The organism is Streptomyces sp. NPDC093109 (genome assembly GCF_040701725.1).
Classification (GTDB): Bacteria; Actinomycetota; Actinomycetes; order Streptomycetales; family Streptomycetaceae; genus Streptomyces.
Genome location: NZ_JBFBEZ010000025.1, coordinates 21,659 through 45,787, shown reverse-complemented (window position 1 = coordinate 45,787; position 24,129 = coordinate 21,659). Strand labels below are relative to the sequence as shown.

Annotated in this window: 23 protein-coding genes; 14 read left to right on the top strand and 9 right to left on the bottom strand. The window is 73.4% G+C overall.

Features of this window, described 5'->3' with window-relative positions:
• Positions 1-9 precede the first annotated feature (9 nt).
• On the bottom strand, positions 10-924 hold the full coding sequence (locus AB0389_RS23475; protein ID WP_366397420.1) for a LysR substrate-binding domain-containing protein: 915 nt from the start codon (positions 922-924) through the stop codon (positions 10-12).
• Between the two features lie 95 nt (positions 925-1,019).
• Between AB0389_RS23475 and AB0389_RS23470 the strand changes: the two genes are divergently transcribed.
• From AB0389_RS23470 to AB0389_RS23460, 3 genes are read left to right on the top strand one after another with little or no spacing between them, the layout of a single operon-like run.
• Positions 1,020-1,766 (top strand): succinate dehydrogenase, encoded by a 747-nt coding sequence (locus AB0389_RS23470; RefSeq protein WP_366397419.1) that lies wholly within the window; start codon positions 1,020-1,022, stop codon positions 1,764-1,766.
• Between the two features lies 1 nt (position 1,767).
• Entirely contained in the window at positions 1,768-3,744 is a 1,977-nt protein-coding gene (locus AB0389_RS23465) for a fumarate reductase/succinate dehydrogenase flavoprotein subunit (RefSeq protein ID WP_366397418.1), read from the top strand.
• Positions 3,741-4,487: a succinate dehydrogenase/fumarate reductase iron-sulfur subunit gene (locus AB0389_RS23460; protein WP_366397417.1), complete on the top strand. Its 747-nt coding sequence runs from the start codon at positions 3,741-3,743 to the stop codon at positions 4,485-4,487. Before AB0389_RS23465 ends, AB0389_RS23460 begins: the two co-directional genes overlap by 4 nt.
• Here the strand turns inward: AB0389_RS23460 and AB0389_RS23455 are convergent, their stop codons facing one another.
• Both AB0389_RS23455 and AB0389_RS23450 read right to left on the bottom strand, forming a co-directional pair.
• On the bottom strand, positions 4,488-5,513 hold the full coding sequence (locus AB0389_RS23455; RefSeq protein WP_366397416.1) for an LLM class flavin-dependent oxidoreductase: 1,026 nt from the start codon (positions 5,511-5,513) through the stop codon (positions 4,488-4,490).
• A gap of 39 nt (positions 5,514-5,552) precedes the next feature.
• Positions 5,553-5,768 carry a dodecin gene (locus AB0389_RS23450; RefSeq protein WP_114664071.1) on the bottom strand — a complete coding sequence of 72 codons (216 nt, stop codon included), beginning with the start codon at positions 5,766-5,768 and terminating at the stop codon, positions 5,553-5,555.
• Between the two features lie 288 nt (positions 5,769-6,056).
• Between AB0389_RS23450 and AB0389_RS23445 the strand changes: the two genes are divergently transcribed.
• Positions 6,057-6,926 carry a GNAT family N-acyltransferase gene (locus AB0389_RS23445; RefSeq protein ID WP_366397415.1) on the top strand — a complete coding sequence of 290 codons (870 nt, stop codon included), beginning with the start codon at positions 6,057-6,059 and terminating at the stop codon, positions 6,924-6,926.
• On the top strand, positions 6,923-7,936 hold the full coding sequence (locus AB0389_RS23440) for a lysophospholipid acyltransferase family protein (protein WP_366397414.1): 1,014 nt from the start codon (positions 6,923-6,925) through the stop codon (positions 7,934-7,936). The genes AB0389_RS23445 and AB0389_RS23440 overlap by 4 nt, the downstream gene beginning before the upstream one ends.
• Here AB0389_RS23440 and egtD read toward each other — a convergent pair.
• From egtD to egtA, 4 genes are read right to left on the bottom strand one after another with little or no spacing between them, the layout of a single operon-like run.
• Complete coding sequence (gene egtD / locus AB0389_RS23435; RefSeq protein WP_366397413.1) at positions 7,831-8,793, bottom strand: L-histidine N(alpha)-methyltransferase; 963 nt, start codon at positions 8,791-8,793, stop codon at positions 7,831-7,833. The genes AB0389_RS23440 and egtD overlap by 106 nt on opposite strands.
• Complete coding sequence (gene egtC / locus AB0389_RS23430; protein ID WP_366397412.1) at positions 8,790-9,551, bottom strand: ergothioneine biosynthesis protein EgtC; 762 nt, start codon at positions 9,549-9,551, stop codon at positions 8,790-8,792. The genes egtD and egtC overlap by 4 nt, the downstream gene beginning before the upstream one ends.
• The gene (egtB, locus tag AB0389_RS23425; RefSeq protein WP_366397411.1) at positions 9,551-10,900 is read right to left on the bottom strand and encodes an ergothioneine biosynthesis protein EgtB; all 1,350 of its coding nucleotides are present in this window, start codon (positions 10,898-10,900) and stop codon (positions 9,551-9,553) included. Before egtB ends, egtC begins: the two co-directional genes overlap by 1 nt.
• Positions 10,897-12,210 carry an ergothioneine biosynthesis glutamate--cysteine ligase EgtA gene (gene egtA, locus AB0389_RS23420; protein ID WP_366397410.1) on the bottom strand — a complete coding sequence of 438 codons (1,314 nt, stop codon included), beginning with the start codon at positions 12,208-12,210 and terminating at the stop codon, positions 10,897-10,899. Before egtA ends, egtB begins: the two co-directional genes overlap by 4 nt.
• 175 nt (positions 12,211-12,385) lie before the next feature.
• On the opposite strand from egtA, the gene AB0389_RS23415 reads away from it, so the two are divergent.
• Complete coding sequence (locus tag AB0389_RS23415; RefSeq protein ID WP_366397409.1) at positions 12,386-13,300, top strand: TIGR02452 family protein; 915 nt, start codon at positions 12,386-12,388, stop codon at positions 13,298-13,300.
• On the opposite strand, the gene AB0389_RS23410 is transcribed toward AB0389_RS23415, so the two are convergent.
• A complete protein-coding gene (locus AB0389_RS23410) occupies positions 13,285-13,782 on the bottom strand; it encodes a type II toxin-antitoxin system PemK/MazF family toxin (protein WP_366397408.1) in 498 nt (165 codons plus the stop codon). The genes AB0389_RS23415 and AB0389_RS23410 overlap by 16 nt on opposite strands.
• A 122-nt stretch (positions 13,783-13,904) precedes the next feature.
• Between AB0389_RS23410 and AB0389_RS23405 the strand changes: the two genes are divergently transcribed.
• Entirely contained in the window at positions 13,905-14,174 is a 270-nt protein-coding gene (locus AB0389_RS23405; protein WP_366397407.1) for a hypothetical protein, read from the top strand.
• A gap of 43 nt (positions 14,175-14,217) precedes the next feature.
• Here AB0389_RS23405 and trxA read toward each other — a convergent pair whose 3' ends face one another.
• Positions 14,218-14,610: a thioredoxin gene (gene trxA / locus AB0389_RS23400; RefSeq protein WP_366397406.1), complete on the bottom strand. Its 393-nt coding sequence runs from the start codon at positions 14,608-14,610 to the stop codon at positions 14,218-14,220.
• Positions 14,611-14,763: 153 nt separating this feature from the next.
• On the opposite strand from trxA, the gene AB0389_RS23395 reads away from it, so the two are divergent.
• From AB0389_RS23395 to AB0389_RS23365, 7 genes are all read left to right on the top strand, one after another.
• Positions 14,764-16,266, top strand: a complete 1,503-nt coding sequence (locus tag AB0389_RS23395) for an NAD(P)/FAD-dependent oxidoreductase (protein WP_366397405.1) — start codon at positions 14,764-14,766, stop codon at positions 16,264-16,266.
• 103 nt (positions 16,267-16,369) lie between these two features.
• Entirely contained in the window at positions 16,370-18,412 is a 2,043-nt protein-coding gene (locus tag AB0389_RS23390) for a cellulase family glycosylhydrolase (RefSeq protein WP_366397404.1), read from the top strand.
• Between the two features lie 133 nt (positions 18,413-18,545).
• Complete coding sequence (locus tag AB0389_RS23385) at positions 18,546-19,244, top strand: FadR/GntR family transcriptional regulator (RefSeq protein ID WP_366397403.1); 699 nt, start codon at positions 18,546-18,548, stop codon at positions 19,242-19,244.
• A gap of 132 nt (positions 19,245-19,376) precedes the next feature.
• Positions 19,377-20,804: a four-carbon acid sugar kinase family protein gene (locus AB0389_RS23380; protein WP_366397402.1), complete on the top strand. Its 1,428-nt coding sequence runs from the start codon at positions 19,377-19,379 to the stop codon at positions 20,802-20,804.
• Positions 20,804-21,661: a class II fructose-bisphosphate aldolase gene (locus tag AB0389_RS23375; RefSeq protein ID WP_366397401.1), complete on the top strand. Its 858-nt coding sequence runs from the start codon at positions 20,804-20,806 to the stop codon at positions 21,659-21,661. Before AB0389_RS23380 ends, AB0389_RS23375 begins: the two co-directional genes overlap by 1 nt.
• A gap of 85 nt (positions 21,662-21,746) precedes the next feature.
• Complete coding sequence (locus tag AB0389_RS23370) at positions 21,747-22,709, top strand: NAD(P)-dependent oxidoreductase (protein ID WP_366397400.1); 963 nt, start codon at positions 21,747-21,749, stop codon at positions 22,707-22,709.
• Positions 22,706-24,118 carry a GntP family transporter gene (locus tag AB0389_RS23365; RefSeq protein WP_366397399.1) on the top strand — a complete coding sequence of 471 codons (1,413 nt, stop codon included), beginning with the start codon at positions 22,706-22,708 and terminating at the stop codon, positions 24,116-24,118. Before AB0389_RS23370 ends, AB0389_RS23365 begins: the two co-directional genes overlap by 4 nt.
• Positions 24,119-24,129 lie beyond the last annotated feature (11 nt).

Below are 24,129 nucleotides of genomic sequence, written 5' to 3'. Positions count from 1 at the left end.
CGGGGGACACTAACGCGCCGTCCGGCCGGAGTGCTCCGTCCGGACGGGGTGCCGCGTGGCCAGCAGCACCTTCTGGAGCTCCCTGGCGGCGCGCGGCGGGGCGACGTCGCTGCGGTGCGCGAGAGCGATGGTACGGCGCAGGCCGGGCCGGGCGAGCGCAGTCACCCGCAGCCCCGGCGCGCGCGCCGCGACCATGCTGGGCACGACGGCCAGCCCGAGCCCGGCCCGTACGAAACCGAGCACCGCGTCCATCTCGCCGCCCTCCACGGTGAACGTCGGCTCGAACCCCTCGGCGCGGCAGGCGGCCACGGTCAGCTCCCGCAGGTCGTAGCCGTGCCGGAACATCACCAGCGGCTCGCCCGCCAGATCGGCGATCCGGACCGGCCGGCGAGGGGCGGGTCCGGCGGCCGAGGAGACCACGACGAGATCCTCGTGGAGCAGCTCGACCGTGGTCAGCGCGGGTGACGCGGCGGGCAGCGGCATCACCACCAGCGCCAGATCCAGCGCACCGCGCGCCAGCTCCCGCACCAGATCGTGGGAGCCGCTCTCCTCGATCAGGAGCTCGATGCCCGGGTGCAGATCGTGGAAGGCGCGCAGCACCTCGGGCAGCAGCCCGGTGCACAGGCTCGGCGGCGCCCCCAGCCTGACCCGGCCGCGCCGCAGCTGGACCAGCTCCTGCACCTCGACCCGCGCCGTCTCGGCGTCGGCGAGGATGCGCCGGGCGAGCGGCAGGAGCGCCTCGCCCGCGTCGGTGGGCGCGACATTGCCCCGGGCGCGGCTGAACAGCTCGGCGCCCAACTCCTTCTCCAGCGCCCGGATCTGCTGGGAGAGCGAGGGCTGCGAGACATGGACGCGCTCGGCGGCACGGGTGAAGTGCCGGGTCTCGGCGACGGCCACGAAGTACAGAAGCTGCTGGAACTGCATGCCGCCCATGGTAGTCCCGACGATAGGCATGGGCTATGGAGATCAGCCGAACCATGTCTTGGACCTCTCGCTCCCGGCGGCCTAGCGTGCTGTGCATGGCTCTGGGAACGGACCGAAAACAAGTGGACCGAAAACGGGCGGCCCGCGCACGCGCGGACCGGCGGCCGTCGCTGGTGCGGATCCTCTGGACATCGACGATCGGCAAGAAGACGGTCATGGCCGTCAGCGGGCTGATCATGCTCGGCTATCTCGTCGCGCACATGCTCGGCAACCTCAAGATCTTCTTCGGTCCGGCCGAGTTCGACGGCTACGCCCACTGGCTGCGGACCATGGGCGAGCCGGTCCTGCACCACGAATGGGCGCTCTGGATCGTCCGGTTCGTCCTGGTCGCCGCCGTCGTCGCCCACGCGGTCTGCGCGTACCAGCTCAGCCGGCGCGACCTCGCCGCCCGCCCGACCGGATACGCGCACCGGCGCCGGCGCGCGAGCTACGCGACCCGCACCATGCGCTGGGGCGGTGTCATCCTCGCCCTGTTCATCGTCTGGCACATCCTCGACCTGACGACCGGCACCGTGCACTCCGGCGGCTTCCAGCCCGGCCATCCGTACCAGAACGTCATCGACACCTTCTCCACCTGGTACGGCAACACCGTCTACCTCGTCGCGATGCTCGCCCTCGGACTCCATGTCCGGCACGGCTTCTGGAGCGCGGCCCAGACCCTCGGCGTCGGCAGCGCCACCCGCGAGCGCGTGCTGCGGACCACGGCCGACCTGCTGGCCCTCGCCCTGACCGCCGGCTTCGTCGCCGTACCCGTAGCCGTCATGACCGGAGTGGTGAGCTGACATGAGCACCCCCCATCGCACCGCCCACCGCACCCCGTACACCGAGTACGCCACCGGCGCCCCCGTCAGCGACACCAAGGCACCGGACGGGCCCGTCGCCGAGCGCTGGAACCGGCGCCGCTTCGAGGCCAAGCTCGTCAACCCCGCCAACCGGCGGGGGCACACCGTCATCGTCGTCGGCACCGGGCTCGCGGGCGGCGCCGCCGGCGCCACCCTCGCCGAACAGGGCTACCACGTCGTCCAGTTCTGCTACCAGGACTCCCCGCGCCGCGCCCACTCCATCGCCGCCCAGGGCGGCATCAACGCCGCCAAGAACTACCGCAACGACGGCGACTCCATCCAGCGCCTCTTCTACGACACCGTCAAGGGCGGCGACTTCAGGGCCCGCGAGTCCAATGTGCACCGGCTCGCCGAGGTCTCCGTCGAGATCATCGACCAGTGCGTCGCCCAGGGCGTGCCCTTCGCCCGGGAGTACGGCGGGCTCCTCGACACCCGCTCCTTCGGCGGCGTCCAGGTCTCCCGTACCTTCTACGCGCGCGGCCAGACCGGTCAGCAACTCCTCCTCGGCGCCTACCAGGCGCTCTCCCGGCAGATCGCCGCGGGCGCCGTCGAGATGCACGCGCGCACCGAGATGCTCGATCTCATCGTCGTCGACGGACGGGCCCGCGGCATCGTCGCCCGTGACCTGATCACCGGCGCCGTCACCACCCACTTCGCCGACGCGGTCGTCCTCGCCTCCGGCGGCTACGGCAATGTCTTCCACCTCTCCACCAACGCGAAGAACAGCAACGCCACCGCGCTCTGGCGCGCCCACCGGCGCGGCGCCCTCTTCGCCAACCCCTGCTTCACCCAGATCCACCCCACCTGCATCCCGCGCTCCGGCGACCACCAGTCCAAGCTGACGCTGATGAGCGAGTCGCTGCGCAACGACGGCCGGATCTGGGTACCGAAAGCGGCCGGCGACCAGCGCCCGCCGCACCGGATCCCCGAGGACGAGCGCGACTACTACCTGGAGCGGATCTACCCGGCCTTCGGCAATCTCGTCCCGCGCGACATCGCCTCGCGCGCCGCGAAGAACGTCTGCGACGAGGGCCGCGGTGTCGGCCCCGGCGGTCAGGGCGTCTACCTCGACTTCGCCGACGCGATCGCCCGCCTCGGCCGCGCGGCCGTCGAGGAGAAGTACGGCAACCTCTTCGAGATGTACGAGCGGATCACCGCCGAGAACCCGTACGAGGTCCCGATGCGGATCTACCCGGCGATCCACTACACGATGGGCGGACTCTGGGTCGACTACGACCTCCAGACCACCGTCCCCGGCCTCTTCGCGATCGGCGAGGCCAACTTCTCCGACCACGGCGCCAACCGGCTCGGCGCCTCCGCCCTCATGCAGGGCCTGGCCGACGGCTACTTCGTCCTGCCCGCCACCATCAACGACTATCTTGCCCGCCACCCGCACCACGACCCGGTCGACGACTCCCACCCGGCCGTCGCCGAGGCGGTCGCCGACACCGAGGACCGGCTGCGGCTGCTGCTCGCCATCGACGGCGACCGCACACCCGAGTCGTTCCACAAGGAGATCGGTGAACTCCTCTGGGAGCACTGCGGCATGGCCCGCACCGAGAGCGGTCTGCGCAAGGCGCTCGACCGGATCCCGCTGATCCGCGAGGAGTTCTGGCGCCGCGTCAAGGTGCCGGGCACCGGCGAACAGCTCAACCAGTCGCTGGAGAAGGCCAACCGCATCGTCGACTATCTGGAACTGGCCGAGCTGATGTGCCTCGACGCCCTGCACCGCGCCGAGTCCTGCGGCGGCCACTTCCGCGAGGAGTCGCAGACCGCGGGCGGCGAGGCCGAGCGGCGCGACGGGGAGTTCTCGTACGCGGCGGCCTGGGAGTTCACGGGCACCGGCGCCGCGCCCGTCCTGCACAAGGAAGACCTCGTCTTCGAGTACGTCCACCCCACCCAGCGGAGCTACGCATGAGGCTCACCCTGCGTGTCTGGCGCCAGCCCGACGCCCACGCCCCCGGCGCCATGGTCACCTACCCTCTCGACGGCATCTCCGAGGACATGTCGTTCCTGGAGATGCTCGACACCCTCAACGAGGAGCTGATCCTCAAGGGCGACGAGCCGGTGGCCTTCGACCACGACTGCCGCGAAGGCATCTGCGGCGCCTGCGGGGTCGTCATCAACGGCGACGCCCACGGCCCCGAGCGCACCACCACCTGCCAGCTCCACATGCGGCACTTCGCCGACGGCGACACCATCGACGTCGAACCCTGGCGGGCCGGGGCCTTCCCCGTCGTCAAGGACCTGGTCGTGGACCGCTCCGCCCTCGACCGGATCATCGGCGCCGGCGGCTACATCACGGCCCCCACCGGCGCAGCCCCCGAGGCGCACGCCACGCCCGTTCCCAAACCCGTCGCCGACTCAGCCTTCGAACACGCCGAGTGCATCGGCTGCGGCGCCTGCGTCGCGGCCTGCCCCAACGGCTCGGCGATGCTCTTCACCTCGGCGAAGATCAACCATCTCAACGTGCTGCCGCAGGGTGCGCCGGAGCGCGAGACCCGGGTGCTCGACATGGTCGCCACGATGGACGAGGAGGGCTTCGGCGGCTGCACCCTCGCCGGCGAGTGCGCCACCGCCTGCCCGAAGGGCATCCCCCTGCCGTCGATCGCGGCGATGAACAAGGAATGGCTGCGCGCGGCCCGCAAGGCGGCCCGATAGTCAGGAGCGCGTCGGCCGGGGAAGGGGTGTCACGAGGGCGGCCAGCCGCCGGTACGAGTCGAGCAGCGCCACGCGGTCGTACGTACTCGTCGTCACCAGGAACTCGTCCGCCCCGCTGCGCCCCAGCAGCCCCGTCAGCCCCGCCGCCACCTCCTCGCCGGTGCCGTACAGCCGGCCGCGCATCGCCTCCTCGAACAGGGTCCGTTCCCGTTCGGTCATTTCCGCGACCGGCGGTACGGACTCCGGGGGGACGAGCGGGGGGAACGCGCCCCGCGTCCGCGACCGCACGGTGGCCCACGCCTCCGGGAGCAGCAGCAGGCGCGCCTCCTCCGCCGTGGCGGCGACCGTGACCGTACCGGACACCACGACATACGGACGCGCGCCCGCGACGGACGGGCGGAAGTCCGCGCGGTACGCGTCGATCGCCCGCAGCATCGCGTCCTCGCCGCGCACGGGCGCGATGACCAGCGGCAGCCCCGCCTCGGCCGCGACCCGGGCGCCCTCCCCGGTGGCGAGGACGAACGCGGGCACACGCAGGCCCTCGGCGGGGTGGGCGTGCACCCCGGGGTGGCTGCTCGGGCCGCCGGTGAAGTAGCCGAGCAGCTCGGCGAGCTGCCCGGGGAAGTCGTCGGCGTCCCGCTTGTCCCGGCCGAGGGCGGCGCGTATGCCGTCGGTGAACCCCACGGAACGGCCGAGGCCCATGTCGATCCGGCCCGGGAAGAGCGCCTCCAGCACGCCGAACTGCTCGGCGACCACCAGCGGGCGGTGGTTGGGCAGCATGACCCCGCCGGTGCCGACCCGGATGGTCGTGGTCGCGGCGGCGACGGCCGCCGCGAGCACCGTCGGTGCGGATCCGGCGATGCCCGGCACGCTGTGGTGCTCCGAGACCCAGAAGCGGTGGAAGCCGAGCGCCTCGATCCGCCGGGCGAGGTCCACGGTGTCGCGCAGCGCCCGGGGGCCGTCGTGCCCCTGCCGGACGGGGGAGCGGTCGAGTACGGAGAAACGGGTGGTCGCGAGGGTGGTCACAGCCTCTTCAACAACGCGCCGGCCACGGGATTCCCCCGCTCACAGCTCGTCGTCGAGGCGGAAGCCCACCTTCATGCCGACCTGGTAGTGCTCGATGTCGCCGTCCACGATATGGCCGCGGACCTCGGTCACCTGGAACCAGTCAAGGCCGCGCAGGGTCCGGGCCGCACGGGCCACGCCATTGCGGATGGCGTCGTCGACGCCCTCGTGGGAGGTGCCGACGATCTCGGTGACCCGGTAGGTGTGGTGGGACATGGGGCGCTCTCCTCTGTGCGTCGGCACGCCGGTCCGAACCCGCGTGCCGGGCGTGCGGCTCCTCACTCCACCGTGCCCCACGGCGCGCCGCGGCGCGAGACGAGACGGGGAAGAGACGGGGGAAGGAGGACGGGGACGGGCCCGCGCCCGGCATTCAGCCGTCCCACATCCGGACTCCTCCGTGCGGTCATGTCAAATCCAGCCGGTCACGGAAGAAACGAGGTGCCGGGCCGGCGCGTGAGCGGCGGGCCCGGCGCACCGCCCGTCCCCACGGCACAGGAGTCCGTCATGTCCGTCATGCCTCTCGCTCCCGCACCTGCTCCCGCCCCCGTTCGCGCGCCCGCCCCCGCCCCTGTTCTCGCGCCCGCCGAGACGCGTTACGTGGTCTCCCTCGCCCGCACCGAGGACGACGTACGCGCCGCTCAGCGCCTGCGCCACCTGGTCTTCGCCGGGGAGATGGGCGCCCGGCTCGACGGTCCCGAGCCCGGTCTGGACGGCGACGCGTTCGACGCCCACTGCGATCACCTGCTGGTGCGGGAGGCGACCGGCGGCGAGGTCGTCGGCACGTACCGGCTGCTGCCTCCCGAGCGCGCCAGGGCCGCAGGACGGCTCTACTCCGACGGTGAGTTCGACCTCTCCCGGCTCGACGCGATCCGGTCCGACCTGGTCGAGGTCGGCCGCTCCTGCGTCCACCCCCACCACCGGACCGGCGGCGTGATCGCGCTGATCTGGGCCGGGCTCGCCCGCTACATGACCACGAGCGGACACGAGTGGCTGGCGGGCTGCTGCTCCGTCCCGCTCGCGGACGGCGGCGCCCTCGCCGCCGCCACCTGGAACACCGTCAAGGAGAAGCACCTGGCGCCCGAGGCGCAGTGGGTCACCCCGCACCGCCTCTGGACCCCGGGGCCCGAGGCGGTCGCCGCCGCTGCCGCCCCCACCGAGCTGCCTGCGCTGCTGCGCGGCTATCTGCGGCTCGGCGCCCGGGTCTGCGGCGCGCCCGCGCACGACCCCGAGTTCGGCGTCGCCGACCTCTACGTCCTGCTGTCGATGCGCCGCGTCAACCCGCGCTACCTGCGCCACTTCCTCTCGCTGGCCCCGGCGTCATCGGCGGTTCCCGCGGGCCCGGCGATCACGGCGGCCCCGGCGACCGCGGCATGACCGGCTGGCTGCCCACCGCGCCCTGCACCCCGCGCGACTGCGCCGGCCACGGTGGCCCGGCCGCCGGGCCGGTGGCCGCCGCCGGCCGGCTGCTGGCGGGGATCCTCCTGGTGGTGGCCGGGGCGCCGCTCGCGCCCCTCCTCGCACCGCTGCCCGCGGCGGTACGGCACCGGCTGACCCGGTGCTGGGCGCGTGCCGTACTGCGCGCCTTCGGCGTGCGGATCACGGTACGGATCGCCGCGCAGGCGGTCCCCGTGGCGCCCGGCGCCGGGGCGCTCGTCGTCGCCAACCACATCTCGTGGCTGGACATCCCGCTGCTGGCCTGCGTGTTCCCCGGACGGGTGCTCGCCAAGAGCGAGATACGGGACTGGCCGGTCATCGGCGCGCTCGCGGCCCGGGGCGGCACGCTCTTCGTGGAGCGCGAGCGGCTGCGGGCGCTGCCCGGCACCGTTCGCACCCTCGCGACCGCCCTCACCGAGGGCTCGCACGTGGTGGTCTTCCCCGAGGGATGCACCTGGTGCGGCCGGGACCAGGGCCCGTTCACCGGCGCCGTCTTCCAGGCGGCGCTGGACGCGGGCGCGCCCGTCCAGCCCGTACGGATCGCCTACCGCGCGCCGGACGGCTCGCTCTCGGGCGCGCCCGCGTACATCGGGGACGGCACTCTGACCGCCTCGCTGTGGCGGGTGGCGGCGGCCGGCGGGCTCACGGCGGAGATCACGGTCCTGCCGCCGATCCCCGCCGGCCGCCACACCGATCGCCGGTCACTGGCCGGGGCCGCCCGGTCGGCCGTCGTCGTCCGGGAGCCGCTCCGTACGGCCGCGGCGGTGCACGGACCCGGCGGTTCGCACCCCGCCGTCCCTCACCCCGGCGTATCCCAGACCGCCGTCCCTCACACCGCCGTCCCTCACACGGCCGTCGCGAGCGACAGCGCGAACCTGCCCTCGCCGTCCGTCCACCAGTGCCTCAACTCCATCCCCGCGCAGCCGAGTTCCGTCCGCACCCGCTCCTGACGGAACTTCGCCGACACCTCCGTCCGCACCTCCTCACCCGCCGCGAAGTGCACCACCAGATCCAGTTCCGGGATCTTCACGGTCAGCGCCCGGCGCGCCCGCAGCCGCATCTCGATCCACTCCTCCGCCCGGTCCCAGCGGGCCACATGGCCGAAGTCCGCGGGGTCGAAGTCCGCGCCCAGCTCGCGGTTGATGACGGTGAGCACGTTCTTGTTGAACGCGGCCGTCACCCCGGCCGCGTCGTCGTACGCCCGGACCAGTACGGACTCGTCCTTGACGAGATCCGTACCGAGGAGCAGGGCGTCCCCGGGCGCCAGCAGCGCCCGGACCGAGGCCAGGAACACCGCGCGCTCGGGAGGGAGCAGGTTGCCGATCGTGCCGCCGAGGAACGCGACCAGCCGGGGGCCCGGTGTGGCGGGCAGGTCGAGCGACGCGGTGAAATCGGCGATCAGCGCGTGCACGCGCAGCCCGGGCCGCCCGTCGAGCAGCGCCCCGGCGGCGCCGCGCAGCGCGCTCTCGCTCACGTCGACCGGTACGTACAGCTCCAGAGAGGTCAGTTCGTCCAGCAGATGGCGGGTCTTGTCGGACGATCCCGAACCCAGCTCGATCAGGGTGCGCGCCCCGCTCGCCGCCGCGATCTCCGGGCCGCGCGTCAGCAGGATCTCCCGCTCGGCGCGTGTCGGATAGTACTCGGGCAGTGCGGTGATCTCGTCGAACAGCTCGCTGCCCCGGGCGTCGTAGAACCACTTGGGAGGGAGCGTCTTGGGCCTGCGGGTCAGCCCCTGGAGCACATCGGCGCGCAGGGCGGCCTCCGTGGCGTGCTCGGGGAGCATGCGGGTCAGCTGGAACGGGCTCACGCGGGGGGCTCCTTGAGAGGGGACAGCAGAACGTCACCACCGGCCGCCACCAGCAGGGTGCGGTCGGGGACCTCGCGCCAGCGCGGGTCGTCGTCGTACGGCTCGGAGGCCACCACCACCCGGGCGGTGCCGTCGGCGCCGCCCAGGTACCAGAGCGTGTCGCCCCAGGCGGTCGCTGCGATCCGTACGCCGTCGGTGACCAGCAGATTGAGCCGGGCGGCGGGCGCCGCACCGGCGACGTCGAGGACCGTGTCACCGAGTGCCTGGGCGAGCTCGTCCCCGGCGCGCAGCCGGCGCAGCAGCAGCGCCCAGATCAGCGCCGAATCGGTACGGGCCGCCAGCGCGAGCAGCTCCTCGGCGGGCAGCGCGGCGGCGAGCGGCGCGAGCGCGGCCGGCCAGTCGCCGACCGAGCCGTTGTGGCTGAACAGCCAGGGCCCGGCGGCGAACGGCGCCGCCGCGGCCTCCCCGTCGGCGCCCGGGAGCGTGGCGTCCCGCACCGCCGCGAGCAGGGTACGGGTGCGGACCACCCGCGCCAGATCGGTGAACCCGAGGTCCGCCCAGATGGGCCCGGGCCGCCGGTAGCGGGCCGGCACCGGATCGTCCTCCGCGTACCAGCCCACGCCGAAGCCGTCCGCGTTGACCGTCCCGTACCGCTGCCGGCGCGGCGCCCACGACTGCCGGTACAGCCCGTGCGGCGGCCCGGTCAGCAGCTCACCGAGCGCCACCGGCGGCCCCGTGTAGGCCAGATGGCGGCACATCAGCCGGCCTCCTGTACGAGGGCCGTCCGCGCGGTGCGGAACCCGGCGAAGATCTGCCGGCGCACCGGCAGGTCCCAGTTGCGGAACGTGCCCCGGCAGGCCACCGCGTCCACCGCGAACGAACCGCCCCGCAGCACCTTGTGCGCGCTGCCGAAGAACACTTCCGAGTACTCGCGGTACGGGAACGCCACAAAGCCCGGATAGGGCAGGAAGTCGCTCGCCGTCCACTCCCAGACGTCCCCGATCAGCTGCCGCACCCCGAGCGGCGACGCGCCCCGCGGATAGCTGCCCGCCGGCGCCGGCCGCAGATGGCGCTGGCCGAGGTTGGCGTGGTCCGGGGTGGCGTCCGCGTCGCCCCACGGGTGGCGCAGCGACCGGCCGGAGGAGGGATCGTGCCGGGCGGCCTTCTCCCACTCCTCCTCGGTCGGCAGCCGCCGGCCCGCCCAGCGGGCGTACGCGTCCGCCTCGTACCAGCTCACATGGACCACCGGCTCGTCCGCCGGGACGGGCTCGACCGTACCGAAGCGGCGGCGCAGCCACTGCCCGCCCTCGCGCCGCCAGAACAGCGGCGCGCCGATGGAGTGTTCCCGGATCTGCGCCCAGCCCTCGGGGGCCCACCAGCGCTCGTCGGTGTAGCCGCCGTCCTCGATGAAGTGCTGGTACGCGCCGTTGGTCACCGGCACGGTGTCGAGATGGAACGCCGGTACGAGCCGCTGGTGCGCCGGGCGCTCGTTGTCCAGCGCCCACGGCTCGGTGGAGGTGCCCATGGTGAAGGGCCCGGCCGGTACGAGCACCTCCGCCGGCAGCCCGGCCGTGTCGCCGGCGGGCGGCGGGGGAGCGGTCAGCGCGGCGGGTCCGCGGCGCAGCTGGTGCGTGATGAGCATCGTCTCGTCGTGCTGCTGCTCGTGCTGGGCGATCATCCCGAAGGCGAACGCGGCGTCCAGCAGCGGCCCGCCGCGCAGCGGGCTCCGCTCGATGACGTCCAGCACCCGGCCGCGTACATCGGCGGCGTAGGCGCGCGCCTCGGCGGGCGGCAGCAGCGGCAGTGTGGGCCGGGCCGCGCGCGGATGCTCGAACGCGTCGTAGACGGAGTCGATCTCGGGGCGTATCGGGTCGCGGCCCGCGACGGCGCGCAGGAGCCACTGCTCCTCCTGGTTGCCGATATGGGCCAGGTCCCAGACGAGCGGGGACATCAGCGGCGAGTGCTGCGCGGTCAGTTCGTGGTCGTCGACGCAGGACGTCAGCAGGGCGGTACGGTCCCGGGCGGCCGTGAGCCCGGCGACGGCGCGGTCGCGGAGCTGTTCGGTGGTGAGGTCGGTGAGGTCGGTCAGGTTGGTGAGCTCGGTCATGTGCGGAGGTCCTTCCCGGTGGTCCCGGTCTGCCCGGTGGTCCCGGTCTTCCCGGTCACGGGGGTACGCAGATCGTCCGCCGGGCAGCGGCCCGGCACGACATAGCGGTCGGTGAACGCGGCGACCGCCTCCCGGACGGCCGGGCTCGCCCCGATCCGGGGGAGCGCCTCCCGGGCTGCCGCGAAACAGGCGAGGGCCGCGGAGTGCAGCTCCGGGTCGGCCAGCCCGTACCGCGCGGCGTTCGTCCAGAGCGGGTTGCCGGGGGCCGGCGCGTCGCCCGCGGTCTCGGCCAGCGCCTTGACCGTGCGGTAGACGGTCTCCGACGCCTCAGGGTCGTCGAACAGCGCGGTGGTGACCGCGAGCGGCACCATCCAGCCGTCCTCGCCCGGCTGCGCGTCGATCATCCGCAGCTCCAGATGGCCACGCGGTCTGACCGGCGGGAAGAGTGTCGTCAGGTGGTAGTCGAGATCGGCGCGCACCGGCGGCCTCGGCACCCCCGAGCGGATCCACTCCCGGAAGGTCAGCCCCTCCGGGACCGCCCACGGGCCCTCCGGCGCCCGGACGCACATCACCGGCGCGTCGAGGGCGTGCGCCGCCCAGGCGACGCGCGGTTCGTACCGCGCGGCCGGCGCCGTCGTACGGGCCGGGTCCAGCTCCGCCCAGAGCGCCTGCCGGGTGGAGCGCCAGCCGGTCTGGGCCCCCTCCCGCATGGGGGAGTTCGCGAACGCGGCGACCAGCACCGCGCCCAGCAGATGGGCGAGCTGCCACCGCCGGCCGTAGCCGAGCGGCCCCGGCTCCTCGTGGCCCGCGTCCAGACAGACCTGGATGGAGGCGGTGGAGCGCATCATGGTGCGCCCGGCCACGCCGATCCGGTCGAGATAGGTCTCCATGGCGTCGTAGCGGGGCTCGCGGAGCATGCGGTCCGGCATCCCCTTCCAGGGGTCCCGTCCGATGCCCGCCAGCGCGAGTCCCGCCGTACGCAGCACGGGGCGTACGGCGTCGAGGTCGGCGGCGGTGGTGGTGACGCACTCCATCAGTGACCGGGCGGGTGCCGAGCTGAGTTCCAGCTGGCCGCCGGGCTCGAAGGTGAGCGCGGAGTTCAGTCGCAGGTTCCGCAGTCCTCCGTACGCCTCGCGGAGGCGGTGGGCGGGGACTGCTCTGTGCGGGTCGTCCAGGTCGTGCACGAGCCATTCCAGTTCGACGCCCACGGTGCGGGGCGGTCCCGTCTTGAAACAGATGCCGCGCAGCAGATCCTCGGCGTCGTGCTCGCCGAGGGGGGTTTCCTCTTCGCTGAAACCGATCGATGGCATTGGCCGGATCCTCCTGTCGAAGACCGTGCCCGGAACTCCGTCCCGCGGGTCGGGGGCGGAGCGCTTCGTCCAACCTAAAGCCACTCTCGCCGCTTCGCACAAGAGTGCCCCCATGGTCGCGTTCCGGCAGAAATCCGGTTGCCCCGAAGGAGATCGTTCACACAGGATTCGCTCTATGAGCGCGCGGCTGCGGGGGATCGCCAAACAGACCGAGTCCATCGTCCGAACGGGCGGTTACCGCGCCGCGGACGGCCGTGACGTGCTGATCGGCGCGGCGGTGGACGCGGCGCTGGCGGGGACGCGGATGTACGGGCCCGAGCCAGTGCCGGTGCCGGTGCCGGTCCCGGACGCGGCGGAGCGGGGCGCTTTGAGCGGTGCGGCGCGCGTCGAGGTCACCGGCGAGTCCAGCCTCGAAGCCGCCGGGCGGCTGACGGCGGCGGCCCCCGGGCCCGTGGCGGTCCTCAACTTCGCCTCGGCGCGCAACCCCGGCGGCGGCTATCTCAACGGCGCGCAGGCGCAGGAGGAGGCGCTGTGCCGGGCCTCCGCGCTGTACGTCACGCTGCTGCGCGCCCCCGGGTTCTACGCGTACCACCGGGCGGAGCGCGGACCCTTCTACAGCGACCGGGTGATCCACTCGCCCGGTGTGCCGGTCTTCCGCGACAACCGGGGCCGGCTGCTCGACACGCCGTACGAGGTCGGCTTCCTCACCTCGGCCGCGCCGAACGCCGGCGTGATCGCGCGTCAGGCCCCCGACGACGTCCCGCTCATCCCGGCGGCGATCGCCGCCCGCGCCGAACGCGTTCTGGAGACGGCGGCGGCGCGCGGTTACCGGCGGCTGGTCCTCGGGGCCTGGGGCTGCGGGGTCTTCATGAACGACCCGGCAGCGGTCGCCGGCGCGTTCCGGGGGCTGCTCACGGGCGAGGGGCGGTTCGCCGGGCGCTTCGACGAGACCGTGTTCGCCGTACTGGACCGTACGGCGAACACGACGACGCTCGGCGCGTTCCGACGGGTGCTGGGGCCTTTCACCACCGGGTCCGCCGCGCCCGCGGGCAGACAGCGACCGCCTGCGGACGGTCAGTTCCAGCCGTAGCGTTCCCGCAGCCGGTTCACGACCAGGTTGAAGCGGCCCCGGTCCAGCGCGCACGCCTCGCGGCGCATCCCCGCGTCGTGGAGGCGCAGCACCCGGTCGATGTCCACCCAGGACTCGCGGCCCTCCCGGTCCCAGGGCCCGACGCCGATCGGCACCCACTCGTGGTCCTCGTCGTGGCGCTTGCTGGAGAGCTGGACGGCGAGCACCGTACCGGCCGCCTCACGGGCCACGACCAGCACCGGACGGTCCTTGCCGCGTCCGTCGTTCTCCTCGAACGGCACCCAGGTCCAGACGATCTCGCCGGGGTCGGGTTCGCCGTCGCGCTCCGGCGCGTACGAGGTGCGGACGGGGCCCACATCGCGGGGGTCGGCCTCGGTCGTGGCGCTCGGGCCCGTACGGCCGGGGAAGTCGGTCTCGCGGTCACGGTCACGATCACGGTCATTGTCACGGCTGCCGCTGCCGGCAGGGGAAAGGAAGGTCATCCGCAAGACGTTAGAACGCGCGCGTTGCGTCCCGGGCGCCGGGTCACCCGTAGACCGCCGTCGCCCCGCCGCGTGGAGCGCCGCGGGTGAAACCTCGGAGCCACTCGGCTAGCGTCGGAGGCATGACTACCGTTCCGCGGCGCTTCGAGCTCCTGCTGGTCGCCGCGTTCAGCGAGGGCGACGGCGCCCCGCCCGCCCCGGCGACCGCCCTGCGCTCCGCCGTCGTCGAGGCGACGGGCGACACCGGTGCCTCCGGCTACCCGCGGTACGCGGGCGAGGGGATGGAGGCGGACATCGACCCCGAGACCCTGACCGTCGAAGCGCTGCTGGTCGACGGCGCGGAGATCGACTACGGCCTGTCGGTCCGCGTCGTCGCCGCGCCCGCCACCTGATCCGGCCCGGCCGGCCGACTCGGCCGGTCCGGGCCGGAACGCCTCACTCCGAGGCGCCCTCGGCGGCCTGTGCCTTGGCCTGTTCCTGCGCCACCGACTTCTTCACCTCGTCCATGTCCAGCGCGCGCGCCTGGCCGATCACATCCTCCAGGGCCGCCTCCGGCAGCGCCCCGGGCTGGGCGAACACCGCGACGTTGTCCCGGACGATCATCAGCGTCGGGATCGAGCGGATCTCGAACGCGGCGGCCAGCTCCTGCTGCGCCTCCGTGTCCACCTTCGCGAAGACGAGATCGCCGTGACGCTCCGACGCCTTCTCGTAGACGGGGGCGAACTGGCGGCACGGACCGCACCACGAGGCCCAGAAATCGATCAGCACGAAGTCGTTCTCCGACACCGTCCGGTCGAAGTTCTCCTTGGTGAGTTCCACAGTCGCCATGACCCGCTACCTCTTCTTCCTGTCGCCGTTCACCGTTCACCGCTCGCCGGGGAACCCGCCTGCGAGAACGGTCCGCGCCGACGGCGTATTCCCCCCCCGCACCTGCCCGAAGATCATGTGGCCATGCGCGGGGGAGCCCACCAGACTGGGCCCATGACGGTAGCGACGGAACCCATGGAGTACGACGTCGTGGTGCTGGGCGCGGGGCCGGTCGGCGAGAACGTCGCCGACCGCGTCCGCGCGGCCGGGCTGAGCGCGGCGGTCGTCGAGAGCGAACTGATCGGCGGCGAGTGCTCGTACTGGGCCTGCATGCCCAGCAAGGCGCTGCTGCGCCCGGTGATCGCCCGCGCCGAGGCCCGCAGGGTGCCGGGGCTGAGCGCGGCGGTCCAGGGGCCGCTCGACACCCGGGCCGTACTCGCCCACCGCGACGTGTTCACCTCGCAGTGGAAGGACGACGGCCAGGCCGCCTGGCTCGACGGCATCGGTGCCCGTATTCACCGGGGGCACGGCAGGCTGGACGGTACGAAGCGGGTCACCGTCACCGGACCCGGCGGCGAGCGGCTGGTCCTGACGGCCCGTCACGCCGTCGCCGTGTGCACCGGCAGCCGTGCCGTGCTGCCGGACCTCCCGGGGATCGCCACCGCCGCGCCGTGGACCAGCCGCGAGGCGACCAGCGCGCAGCGGGTGCCCGCGCGGCTGGTGGTCGTCGGCGGGGGAGTGGTCGGCGTGGAGATGGCCACGGCGTGGCGGGCGCTCGGCGCCGAGGTCACCCTGCTGGTACGGGGCGGCGGACTGCTCCCCCGGATGGAGCCCTTCGCCGGTGAGCTGGTCGCCCGGGCGCTGACGGAGGCCGGTGCCACGGTCCGTACGGGGGTGTCCGTCACCGACGTCCGGCGCGACGGATCCACCGGTCCGGTGACTGTCGTCCTCGCGGACGGGGAGAGCGTCGAGGCGGACGAAGTGCTCTTCGCGACGGGCCGCGCGCCGCGCACGGACGACCTCGGGCTCGACTCCGTCGGGCTGGAGCCGGGCTCCTGGCTTACGGTCGACGACAGCTGCCGTGTCGAGGGCAGCGACTGGCTCTACGCGGTCGGGGACGTCAACCACCGCGCCCTCCTGACCCACCAGGGCAAGTACCAGGCCCGGATCGCGGGAGCCGCGATCGCCGCGCGGGCGGGAGGTGGGGGCGCCCGCTCCACGGGGTCCGGTTCCGGGTCCGCTTCCGGTTCCGGGTCCGCTTCCGGGTCCGGACCGTGGAGCGTCCACGCCGCGACGGCGGACCACCGGGCGGTCACCCAAGTCGTCTTCACCGAACCGGAGATCGCCTCCGTCGGCCTCACCCTCGCCGAGGCCGAGTCGGCGGGCCGCCGGGTGCGGGCCGTCGACTACGACCTGTCCGGCGTCGCGGGCGCCGCCCTCTACGCCGACGGCTACCGGGGGCACGCCCGGATGATCGTCGACCTGGACAGCGAGACCCTCCTCGGCGTCACTTTCGCGGGTCCCGCCGTGGGCGAGATGCTCCACTCGGCGACCGTCGCGGTCGTCGGGGAGGTGCCCATCGGCCGTCTCTGGCACGCCGTTCCCGCGTATCCGACGATCAGCGAGGTGTGGCTGCGGCTGCTGGAGACGTACCGGGATGGTACGGGGGCCGCCTGAGCCGGCCGCTCCGGCACCGGGCCGGTGCGCCGCTCCTGGCCTCAAGCCCCTTGTTACGCACGAGTATTGACTACTCATCAGTAGGTAGCTCAGTGTTGTGTGCATGGCGAAAATATGGTCGGAGAGCCGGTCGGGGCACGACGCGGGGCACGGCGCGGGGCAGGGGACGGCGGCGCGGCCGGGCGCGGTGTCCGGAGCGCGGCGCAGGGGCGTGCTCCTCGGTGCCGCGCTCGTTCTGCTCGCGGCGGGCGCGGTCGGCGGGCCGCCGGCCGTGGCGGCGGACAGCGCCGCGGTGGCCGCGCCGCTCTGGTTCGACGGCGCGACGGCGGATCAGGTCTCCGTCACCGGCACCCGGTTCGCCGACGGCCACGGACGCGAGGTCGTGCTGCGCGGCTTCAACGTCTCCGGCGAGACCAAGCTGGAGGAGTACGGCGGCCTGCCCTTCGCCAGTACGGCCGACGCCCGCGCCTCCGCCGCCGCGCTGCGCTCGCTGACCGGCGGGAACGCCGTCCGCTTCCTGCTGTCCTGGGCCTACGCCGAACCCGAGCCTGGCCAGGTCGACACCGCCTATCTGGACCGGGCCGCCGACCAGATCAAGGCGCTCCTCGACGCCGGACTGCGGGTGTTCCCCGACTTCCATCAGGATCTCCACTCCCGCTACCTCTTCCACAAGGACAGCTGGTACACGGGTGACGGCGCGCCCCGCTGGGCCGTCGAGGCGGGCGGCTACCCCGTCGAGAACTGCGGAGTCTGCCTCCTGTGGGGCCAGAACATCACCCAGAACCAGGCCGTCAAGAACGCCACCCGCGACTTCTGGAACAACCGCGTCCTCGCTGTCCCCACCGCCTCGGGGACCCGCTCCGTACCCGTCCAGGACGCCTTCCTCGACACCGCGCAGAAGACGATGGCCCATCTCGCGGCGAAGCTCACCCCCGCCGAGTTCGCCGGGGTCGTCGGCTTCGACCCGTACAACGAGCCGTACGCGGGCGAGTACGCGTCCGGGCAGACCAGCCGTACCTGGGAACGGGACCGCCTCTGGCCGTTCTACGAGAAGTTCCGCGCCCGGATGGACGCGGCCGGCTGGCGCGACAAGCCCGTCTTCGTCGAACCCAACATGTTCTGGAACGCCAATCTGGACTTCGCCCGGCAGGAGGGCGGTCTGCTCGACGCGGGCGCGATCGGCAGCCGCTACGTCTTCAACACGCACTTCTACGACCAGAAGGCCATCTCCGGCGTCTTCATGTGGGGCAAGGCGAACGACGGCCAGTACACCACCGACTTCGGGACGGTCCGCGACCGCTCCAGGGCGCTGAACACGGCCGCGATCATCAGCGAGTTCGGCCATCCGCTGACCGGCTACACCTCCGACAAGGCGCCGACCGTGAACAAGGCGATGTACCAGGCGCTCGACTCCCGTGTCCCGGGCGCCAGTTGGTGGACCGCGCCCACCGGGTCCGGACCCGTCCTCTCGTCCACCCAGTGGCAGTGGGACATCTACAGCGGCCGGCACCGCGAGGCGATGAACGGCAATCCGAACAAGATCCTCACCGAGGGCGACGCCTGGAACGACGAGGACCTGTCCGCCGTCGCCCTCGACTCCTCGGGCCGTGCCGTGCTGCGCCAGGACGCCAGGCTGCTCGACCGGCTCTACCCGGGCGCGGTGGCCGGCCGTACCCTCGCGTTCAGCTACGAGGACCGCTCGCGTGACGGGAACACCGTCCTGACCTGGAACCGGATCCCCGACTCCATGCCCAGCACGGCCCGGCTGGTGGGCAGCGGCCGGTACGGGATGCTGGTCTGGCGCTCCGAAGGCGCCACCCGGGCGCCGACGCAGCTGCATCTGCCGGCCGGCTTCACGGCCGCCGCGACCACGGTCGTCTCCGACCTCGGTACGGTCACCGGCCTGCCCGAGTACACCGCCCGGGACCGGATCGCCGACCATCCCATCGCCTCGGCCGTCGAAACCGGCACCACCGACGCGCGGCGGCTGCTGCTCTCGGCCCCGGCGGCGGCCGACACCGCAGGCACGCTCCACTACGCCCTGGTGGCCGACGGAAGCACGGCCCCGAGCGCGGAACTCAGGGCGGCGGCGCAGCGCGAACTGGCCGCCTGGGCGGCGGGCGCGGGCTTCGGTCAGGCGTCGTGACCCGACCCCGGCACGGTGACGGTGCGGGATGTTTTCGTGCCGGGGTCTTGACGCGGGGGAAAAGGCCCGCTTAGTTTCACCTCCGGGACATCAGACGTCTGATGTCCCGGACTACGCAAGGAGGCCGACAGCAATGCCGCTGTCCGACGAGATCGCCGAACGTCTGCTGTCCTCGATCATCGACGGTCAGTACCCGCCCGGAACCGCGCTTCCCGCGGAAGGCGTGCTGGCCGACGAACACGCGGTCAGCCGGCTCACGGTCCGCGAGGCGGTCAAGGTGCTGCGGTCCCAGAACGTGGTCCGGATCCAGCGGGGGCGCGGTACGTACGTCAACGCCCCCGACCAGTGGACCGCCCTCGAACCGATGATCCGCGCCGCCGCCGGGGCGCCCGCGGCCGGCGCGGTCGCCGAGAAGCTGATCGAGGCCCGCCAGCTGATCGAGGTCGGTGCCGCCCGGCTCGCCGCGACCCGGCGCACCGACGGAGATCTCGCCGAACTGGCCGAAACGCTCGACGAGATGAGGGCGGCGGCCGAGGCCGGGGACACCGAGCAGTTCGTCCAGGCCGACATCGCGTTCCACGAGGTGGTGATGCGGTCCTCGGGCAACGCCTTCGTACCGCTGCTCTTCGAACCCTTCGGACGGCTGCTGGTCGAGGCGCGCCGGCAGACCTCCGCCGTGCCCCAGATCCGTACGAACGCCATCGGGCACCACGAGGCCGTGCTGGAAGCCCTGCGCGCCGGCGACCCGGAGAAGGCCAGGATCGCCATGGACGACCACATGGCACAGACGGCGGACGACCTGCGGACCCACGTCATCGACCAGCCCGCCTGACCGCACACCACGTCCCGGGCCCGGGGCCCGGGCCCCGGCACCACCACCACGCGACACCCCGCGCCGGGCCGGCGCGCGCTCCCGCCTGCCCGGCCGACGCCTGCCCCACGCCACACGAAAGCAGAGCCGCACATGCTCCACACCCCTGTCTTCCCCGACGAGGCCACGCTGCCCCCGGTCCGCGAGGTCACCCCCGCCGAGGTGGCCGCGGCCATCGCCGGAGGCCGCCGGCTGGTCGTCCTCGACGACGATCCGACCGGCACCCAGACCGTCGCCGACATCCCCGTCCTCACCACCTGGACGGTCGACGACCTGCGCTGGGCACTGCGCCAGGACAGCACCGCGTTCTTCGTCCTCACCAACACCCGCAGCCTGGCGCCGGACGCCGCCGCCGCCCGCAACCGCGAGATCGTCCGGGCGCTGACCGAGGCGTCGGCCGCCGAGCACACCGGATTCGTGCTGGCCAGCCGGGGCGACTCCACCCTGCGTGGCCACTACCCGCTGGAGACGGACGTCCTGGCCGAGGAGACACCGGTGGACGGCGTCGTCGTCGTACCGGCGTACATCGAGGCCGGGCGGCTCACGGCCGGTTCGGTGCACTGGATGCGTACGGAGACGGGCATGCTGCCGGTCGCCGAGAGCGAGTTCGCGAAGGACGCGACCTTCGGCTACTCCCACTCCGGCCTCCCCGAGTGGATCGAGGAGAAGACCGGCGGCCGGATCCCCGCCGGAGACGTGCTCCGCGTCACGCTGGACGACCTCCGGCTGCGCGGCCCCGAGCACGTCGCCACCCTGCTGACCTCGCTGCGCGCCGGCCGGCCCGCCGTGGTCGACGCGCTCTGCGACGACGACCTGCGCGTCCTGGCCGTCGCCTGCGCCACCGCCGAGAAGTCCGGCACCCGGCTGCTGTACCGGGTCGGCCCCTCCTTCGTACGGGCCAGGGCCGGACAGGGCGCCCGCGCACCGCTGACGCCGGAACAGATCCGCTCCGTCCGGCGCGAGCCGGCGTCACCGGCCGCCCCCGCGGCCCATGGACTGATCGTCGTGGGATCCCATGTCGGCCTGACCACACGGCAGTTGGACCGGCTGCGCCTGCGCGGCGGACTCGCCGAGTTCGAACTCGACGTACCGGCTCTGCTGGACGGCGAGCGGCGCGCCGCGCACATCGCCGAGGTGGTACGCGCCTGCGCCGGGGCGCTCGCCTCCGCCGAGGTGGTCCTGCGGACGACCCGCGCGGTGGTCACCGGCGCGAGCGCGGACGACTCGCTCGCCCTCGCGCGCTCCGTGTCCGCCGCCGTGGTGGAGACCGTCCGCGCGCTCCTCGCCGAGCGGCGCCCCGCCTTCGTCCTCGCCAAGGGCGGTATCACCTCCAGCGATGTGGCCACCGAGGGTCTGGAGATCCGCCGCGCCGTGGCACGCGGCACGCTGCTGCCCGGCATCGTCTCGCTGTGGGAACCGGTGTCGGGACCCGCCGAGGGCATCCCGTACATCGTGTTCGCCGGGAACGTCGGCGGCGAGGAAGCCCTCGCCGACGCCGTCGACCTGCTCAGGAGCCGATGATGCTGCTCCACGGAACCGACGCGCTGACCGCCGCCGCCCGCGAGTCGACCGCGATACCCGGCTTCGTCGCCTACAACCTCGAAACCGTCCAGGCCGTCGTGGCGGCGGCCGAGGCATCCGGCCGGCCCGTACTGCTCCAGGCGGGATCGAGCGCCTTCAAGCACGCGGGCCGCGAGGCCCTGATGGCCCTCGCGCTGGACGCCGCGCGCCGGTCCACCGCGCGGATCGGCGTCCATCTGGACCACAGCCGGGACCTGACCGAGATCACCGCCTGCGTCGAGGCGGGCTACACCTCGGTCATGATCGACGGCTCGCACCTGCCCTTCGCCCGGAACGTGGCGCTCACCCGCGCGGCGGTGGCGATCGCCCACGAGGCCGGGGTCTGGGCCGAGGCCGAACTCGGCGCCCTCGCGGGCGACGAGGACGTGTCCACCGGCGCCACGGCGGCCCGTGGCTCCATGACCGACCCGGACCAGGCAGCCGAGTTCACCGCCGCGACCGGGATCGACGCCCTCGCCGTCGCGGTCGGCAACGTGCACGGCTTCACCGCCGAACCCGTACGCCTCGACCTCGACCGCCTCGCCGCCATCCGGGACGCGGTCCCCGTACCCCTCGTCCTGCACGGCGCGAGCGGCCTCCCCGAGGAACAGCTCCTGGGCGCGCTGCGGCGCGGCGTCGCGAAGGTCAATGTCAACGCGGAGCTGCGGCGCGCCTATCTGACGGCCGTCGAGTCCGCCCTGCCGACGGCGCTGCCCGGCTCCGACACCGTCGCCACCTGGGCCGCCGCCCGCGACGCGGTGACGGCCACGGCGCTGCGCATCACCGAACGGCTCGCCACCCAGGCCCGCCCCGTCTGAGCGGACGCGCGTCCCGCCCGCAAGCCACCTCCACCCGCTGAACCTCCCCCGCCTCCCGCACCTCCCAGACCGCCAAGGATCCCGCATGTCCTCGACCACCCCCGGCTCCGCCACCTCCACTCCGACCGCCGCCACGCCCACCGCCGTGCCGCCGCGCACCGCCGTGATCGGCCTCGGCGCGATGGGCCTCCCGATGGCCCGCCATCTCGCGGGCGCGCTGCCCGTGACCGTCTTCGACATCTCCGCCGAGCGGCGCGCGCTCGCCGCGGCCGACGGCGCCGCGGAGGCCACCACCCCCGCCGACGCGGCGCGCGACGCCGACGTCGTACTGCTCGCCGTGCGGGACCAGGCCCAGGTCGACAGCGCGCTGTTCGGCCCGGACGGGGTCGCGCCCGCGCTGCGCGCCGGCGCCGTCGTCGTGCTCACCAGCACGGTCGGTCCCGACGCGGCCCGCGCCACGGCCACCGCGCTCGCCGAGTACGGCGCCCTGCTGGTGGACGCCCCCATCAGCGGCGGCCCGACCCGCGCCGGCAACGGCGATCTGCTGATCGTCGTCGGCGCGGAACCCGCCGCCCTCGACCTGGCCAGGCCCGTGCTGGACCGGCTCGCGTCCACACTCACCGTCATCGGCGGCAACCCCGGCGACGGACAGGCGCTCAAGGCCATCAACCAGCTGCTCGCCGGCATCCACATCGCCGCCGCCGCCGAGGCCGTCGCCCTCGCACGCGGCGTCGGCCTCGACCCGCGGACGGTGATCGACAGCCTCAGCCAGGGGGCCGCCGGATCGTTCATGTTCGCCGACCGCGGCCCGCGCATGGCACAGGCGTACGGGGACGACGCGGACGCCGTCGAAGTCCGCTCCCGGCTCGACATCTTCGTCAAGGACATGGGCATCGTCACCGGCATCGCGAAGAACGCGCACGTCCCGGTGCCGCTGGCCTCCGCCGCCGAGCAGCTGTATCTGCTGGGCGAGCGCGCCGGGCTGGCCGGCCGCGACGACTCGTCCATCGTCACCGTGCTCTCACCGGTGAGCGAGGGCGACCGATGAGCCACAACTCCCTGCTGCTGATAGCGGCGGCAGGCGTCGCCCTGCTGCTCCTGCTCATCATCAAGGTGAAGGTCCAGCCCTTTGTCGCGCTCATGGTCGTCAGCATCGGGGTCGCCCTCGCGGCCGGGGTGCCCGCCGCGGACCTCGTGGCGACCATCGAGGAGGGGATGGGCTCGACCCTCGGCCATATCGCCACCATCATCGCGCTCGGGGCGATGATCGGCCGGATCGTCGAACTCTCCGGCGGCGCCGCCTCGCTGGCGCACTCGCTCATCGCGCGCTTCGGCGAGAAACGCACCCCGCTCGCGCTCACCGTCGCCGGATTCCTGCTCGGCATCCCGGTCTTCTTCGAGGTCGGGCTGATCATCCTGATGCCGATCGCGTACGGCGTCGCCCGAGCCTCCCGCAAGCCGCTGCTCGTCTACGCACTGCCGATGAGCGCCGCCATGCTCACGGTGCACGCCTTCCTGCCGCCGCACCCGGGAGCGGTCGCCGCCGCCTCCACCATCGGCGCCGACCAGGGCTGGGTGCTGCTGTTCGGCATCCCGCTGACGGCGGTCGTGATCCTCCTCGGCTACCTGCTCGCCCGGCGCATGACGCGCCGTGAGTACAGCCTGGCGGCCGATGTGCGCGAGAAGGTCTACGGCGGCCAGGACGGCGGCGCGGGCTCTGCCGAGTCCGGCGCCGAGCACGCCGAGGAGGGGCCGGACGGGCTGCCCGCGGCCACCACCGCTAACCCGCCGTCCTTCGCCATGGTGGTGAGCCTGATCGTCACCCCGATCGCGCTCATCCTGCTCGGCACCATCGGAACGAACACCCTCGCCGAGGGCTCCGTGCTCCGCGCCGTACTGACCGTGCTGGGCGCCCCCATGGTCGCCCTGCTCATCGCGGCGGGGCTCGCCGCCTACTTCCTCGGGGTCCGGCGCGGCTGGACGCGAGGCCAGATCTCCACCGTGATGGGCTCGGCGCTGCCGGGCGTCGCCATGGTGATCCTGGTGGCCGGCGCGGGCGGAGTCTTCGGCAAGGTCCTGGTCAAGACCGGCATCGGCGACGCCGTCGCGGACATCCTGGACCGTACTGGACTCCCGCTGCTGGCGCTGGCGTTCGTGATGACCCTGCTGCTGCGCGCCGTACAGGGCTCGGCCACCGTCGCCCTGGTGGCGACGGCCGGGCTGATCACCCCGCTGCTGCACCGCACCGATCTGTCGGCGCAGCAACTGGCCCTGGTCTGTCTGGCGATGGGCGCGGGCGCGCTGGCCGTGTCGCACATCAACGACGCCGGGTACTGGATGTTCACCAAGCTGGCCGGGCTGGACGTCAAGGACGGTCTGCGCACCTGGACCGTGCTGACCACGGCGATGGGCGTGAGCGGATTCGCACTGACCGGCCTGCTCTGGCTGGTGGTGTGAGCGTGTGACAG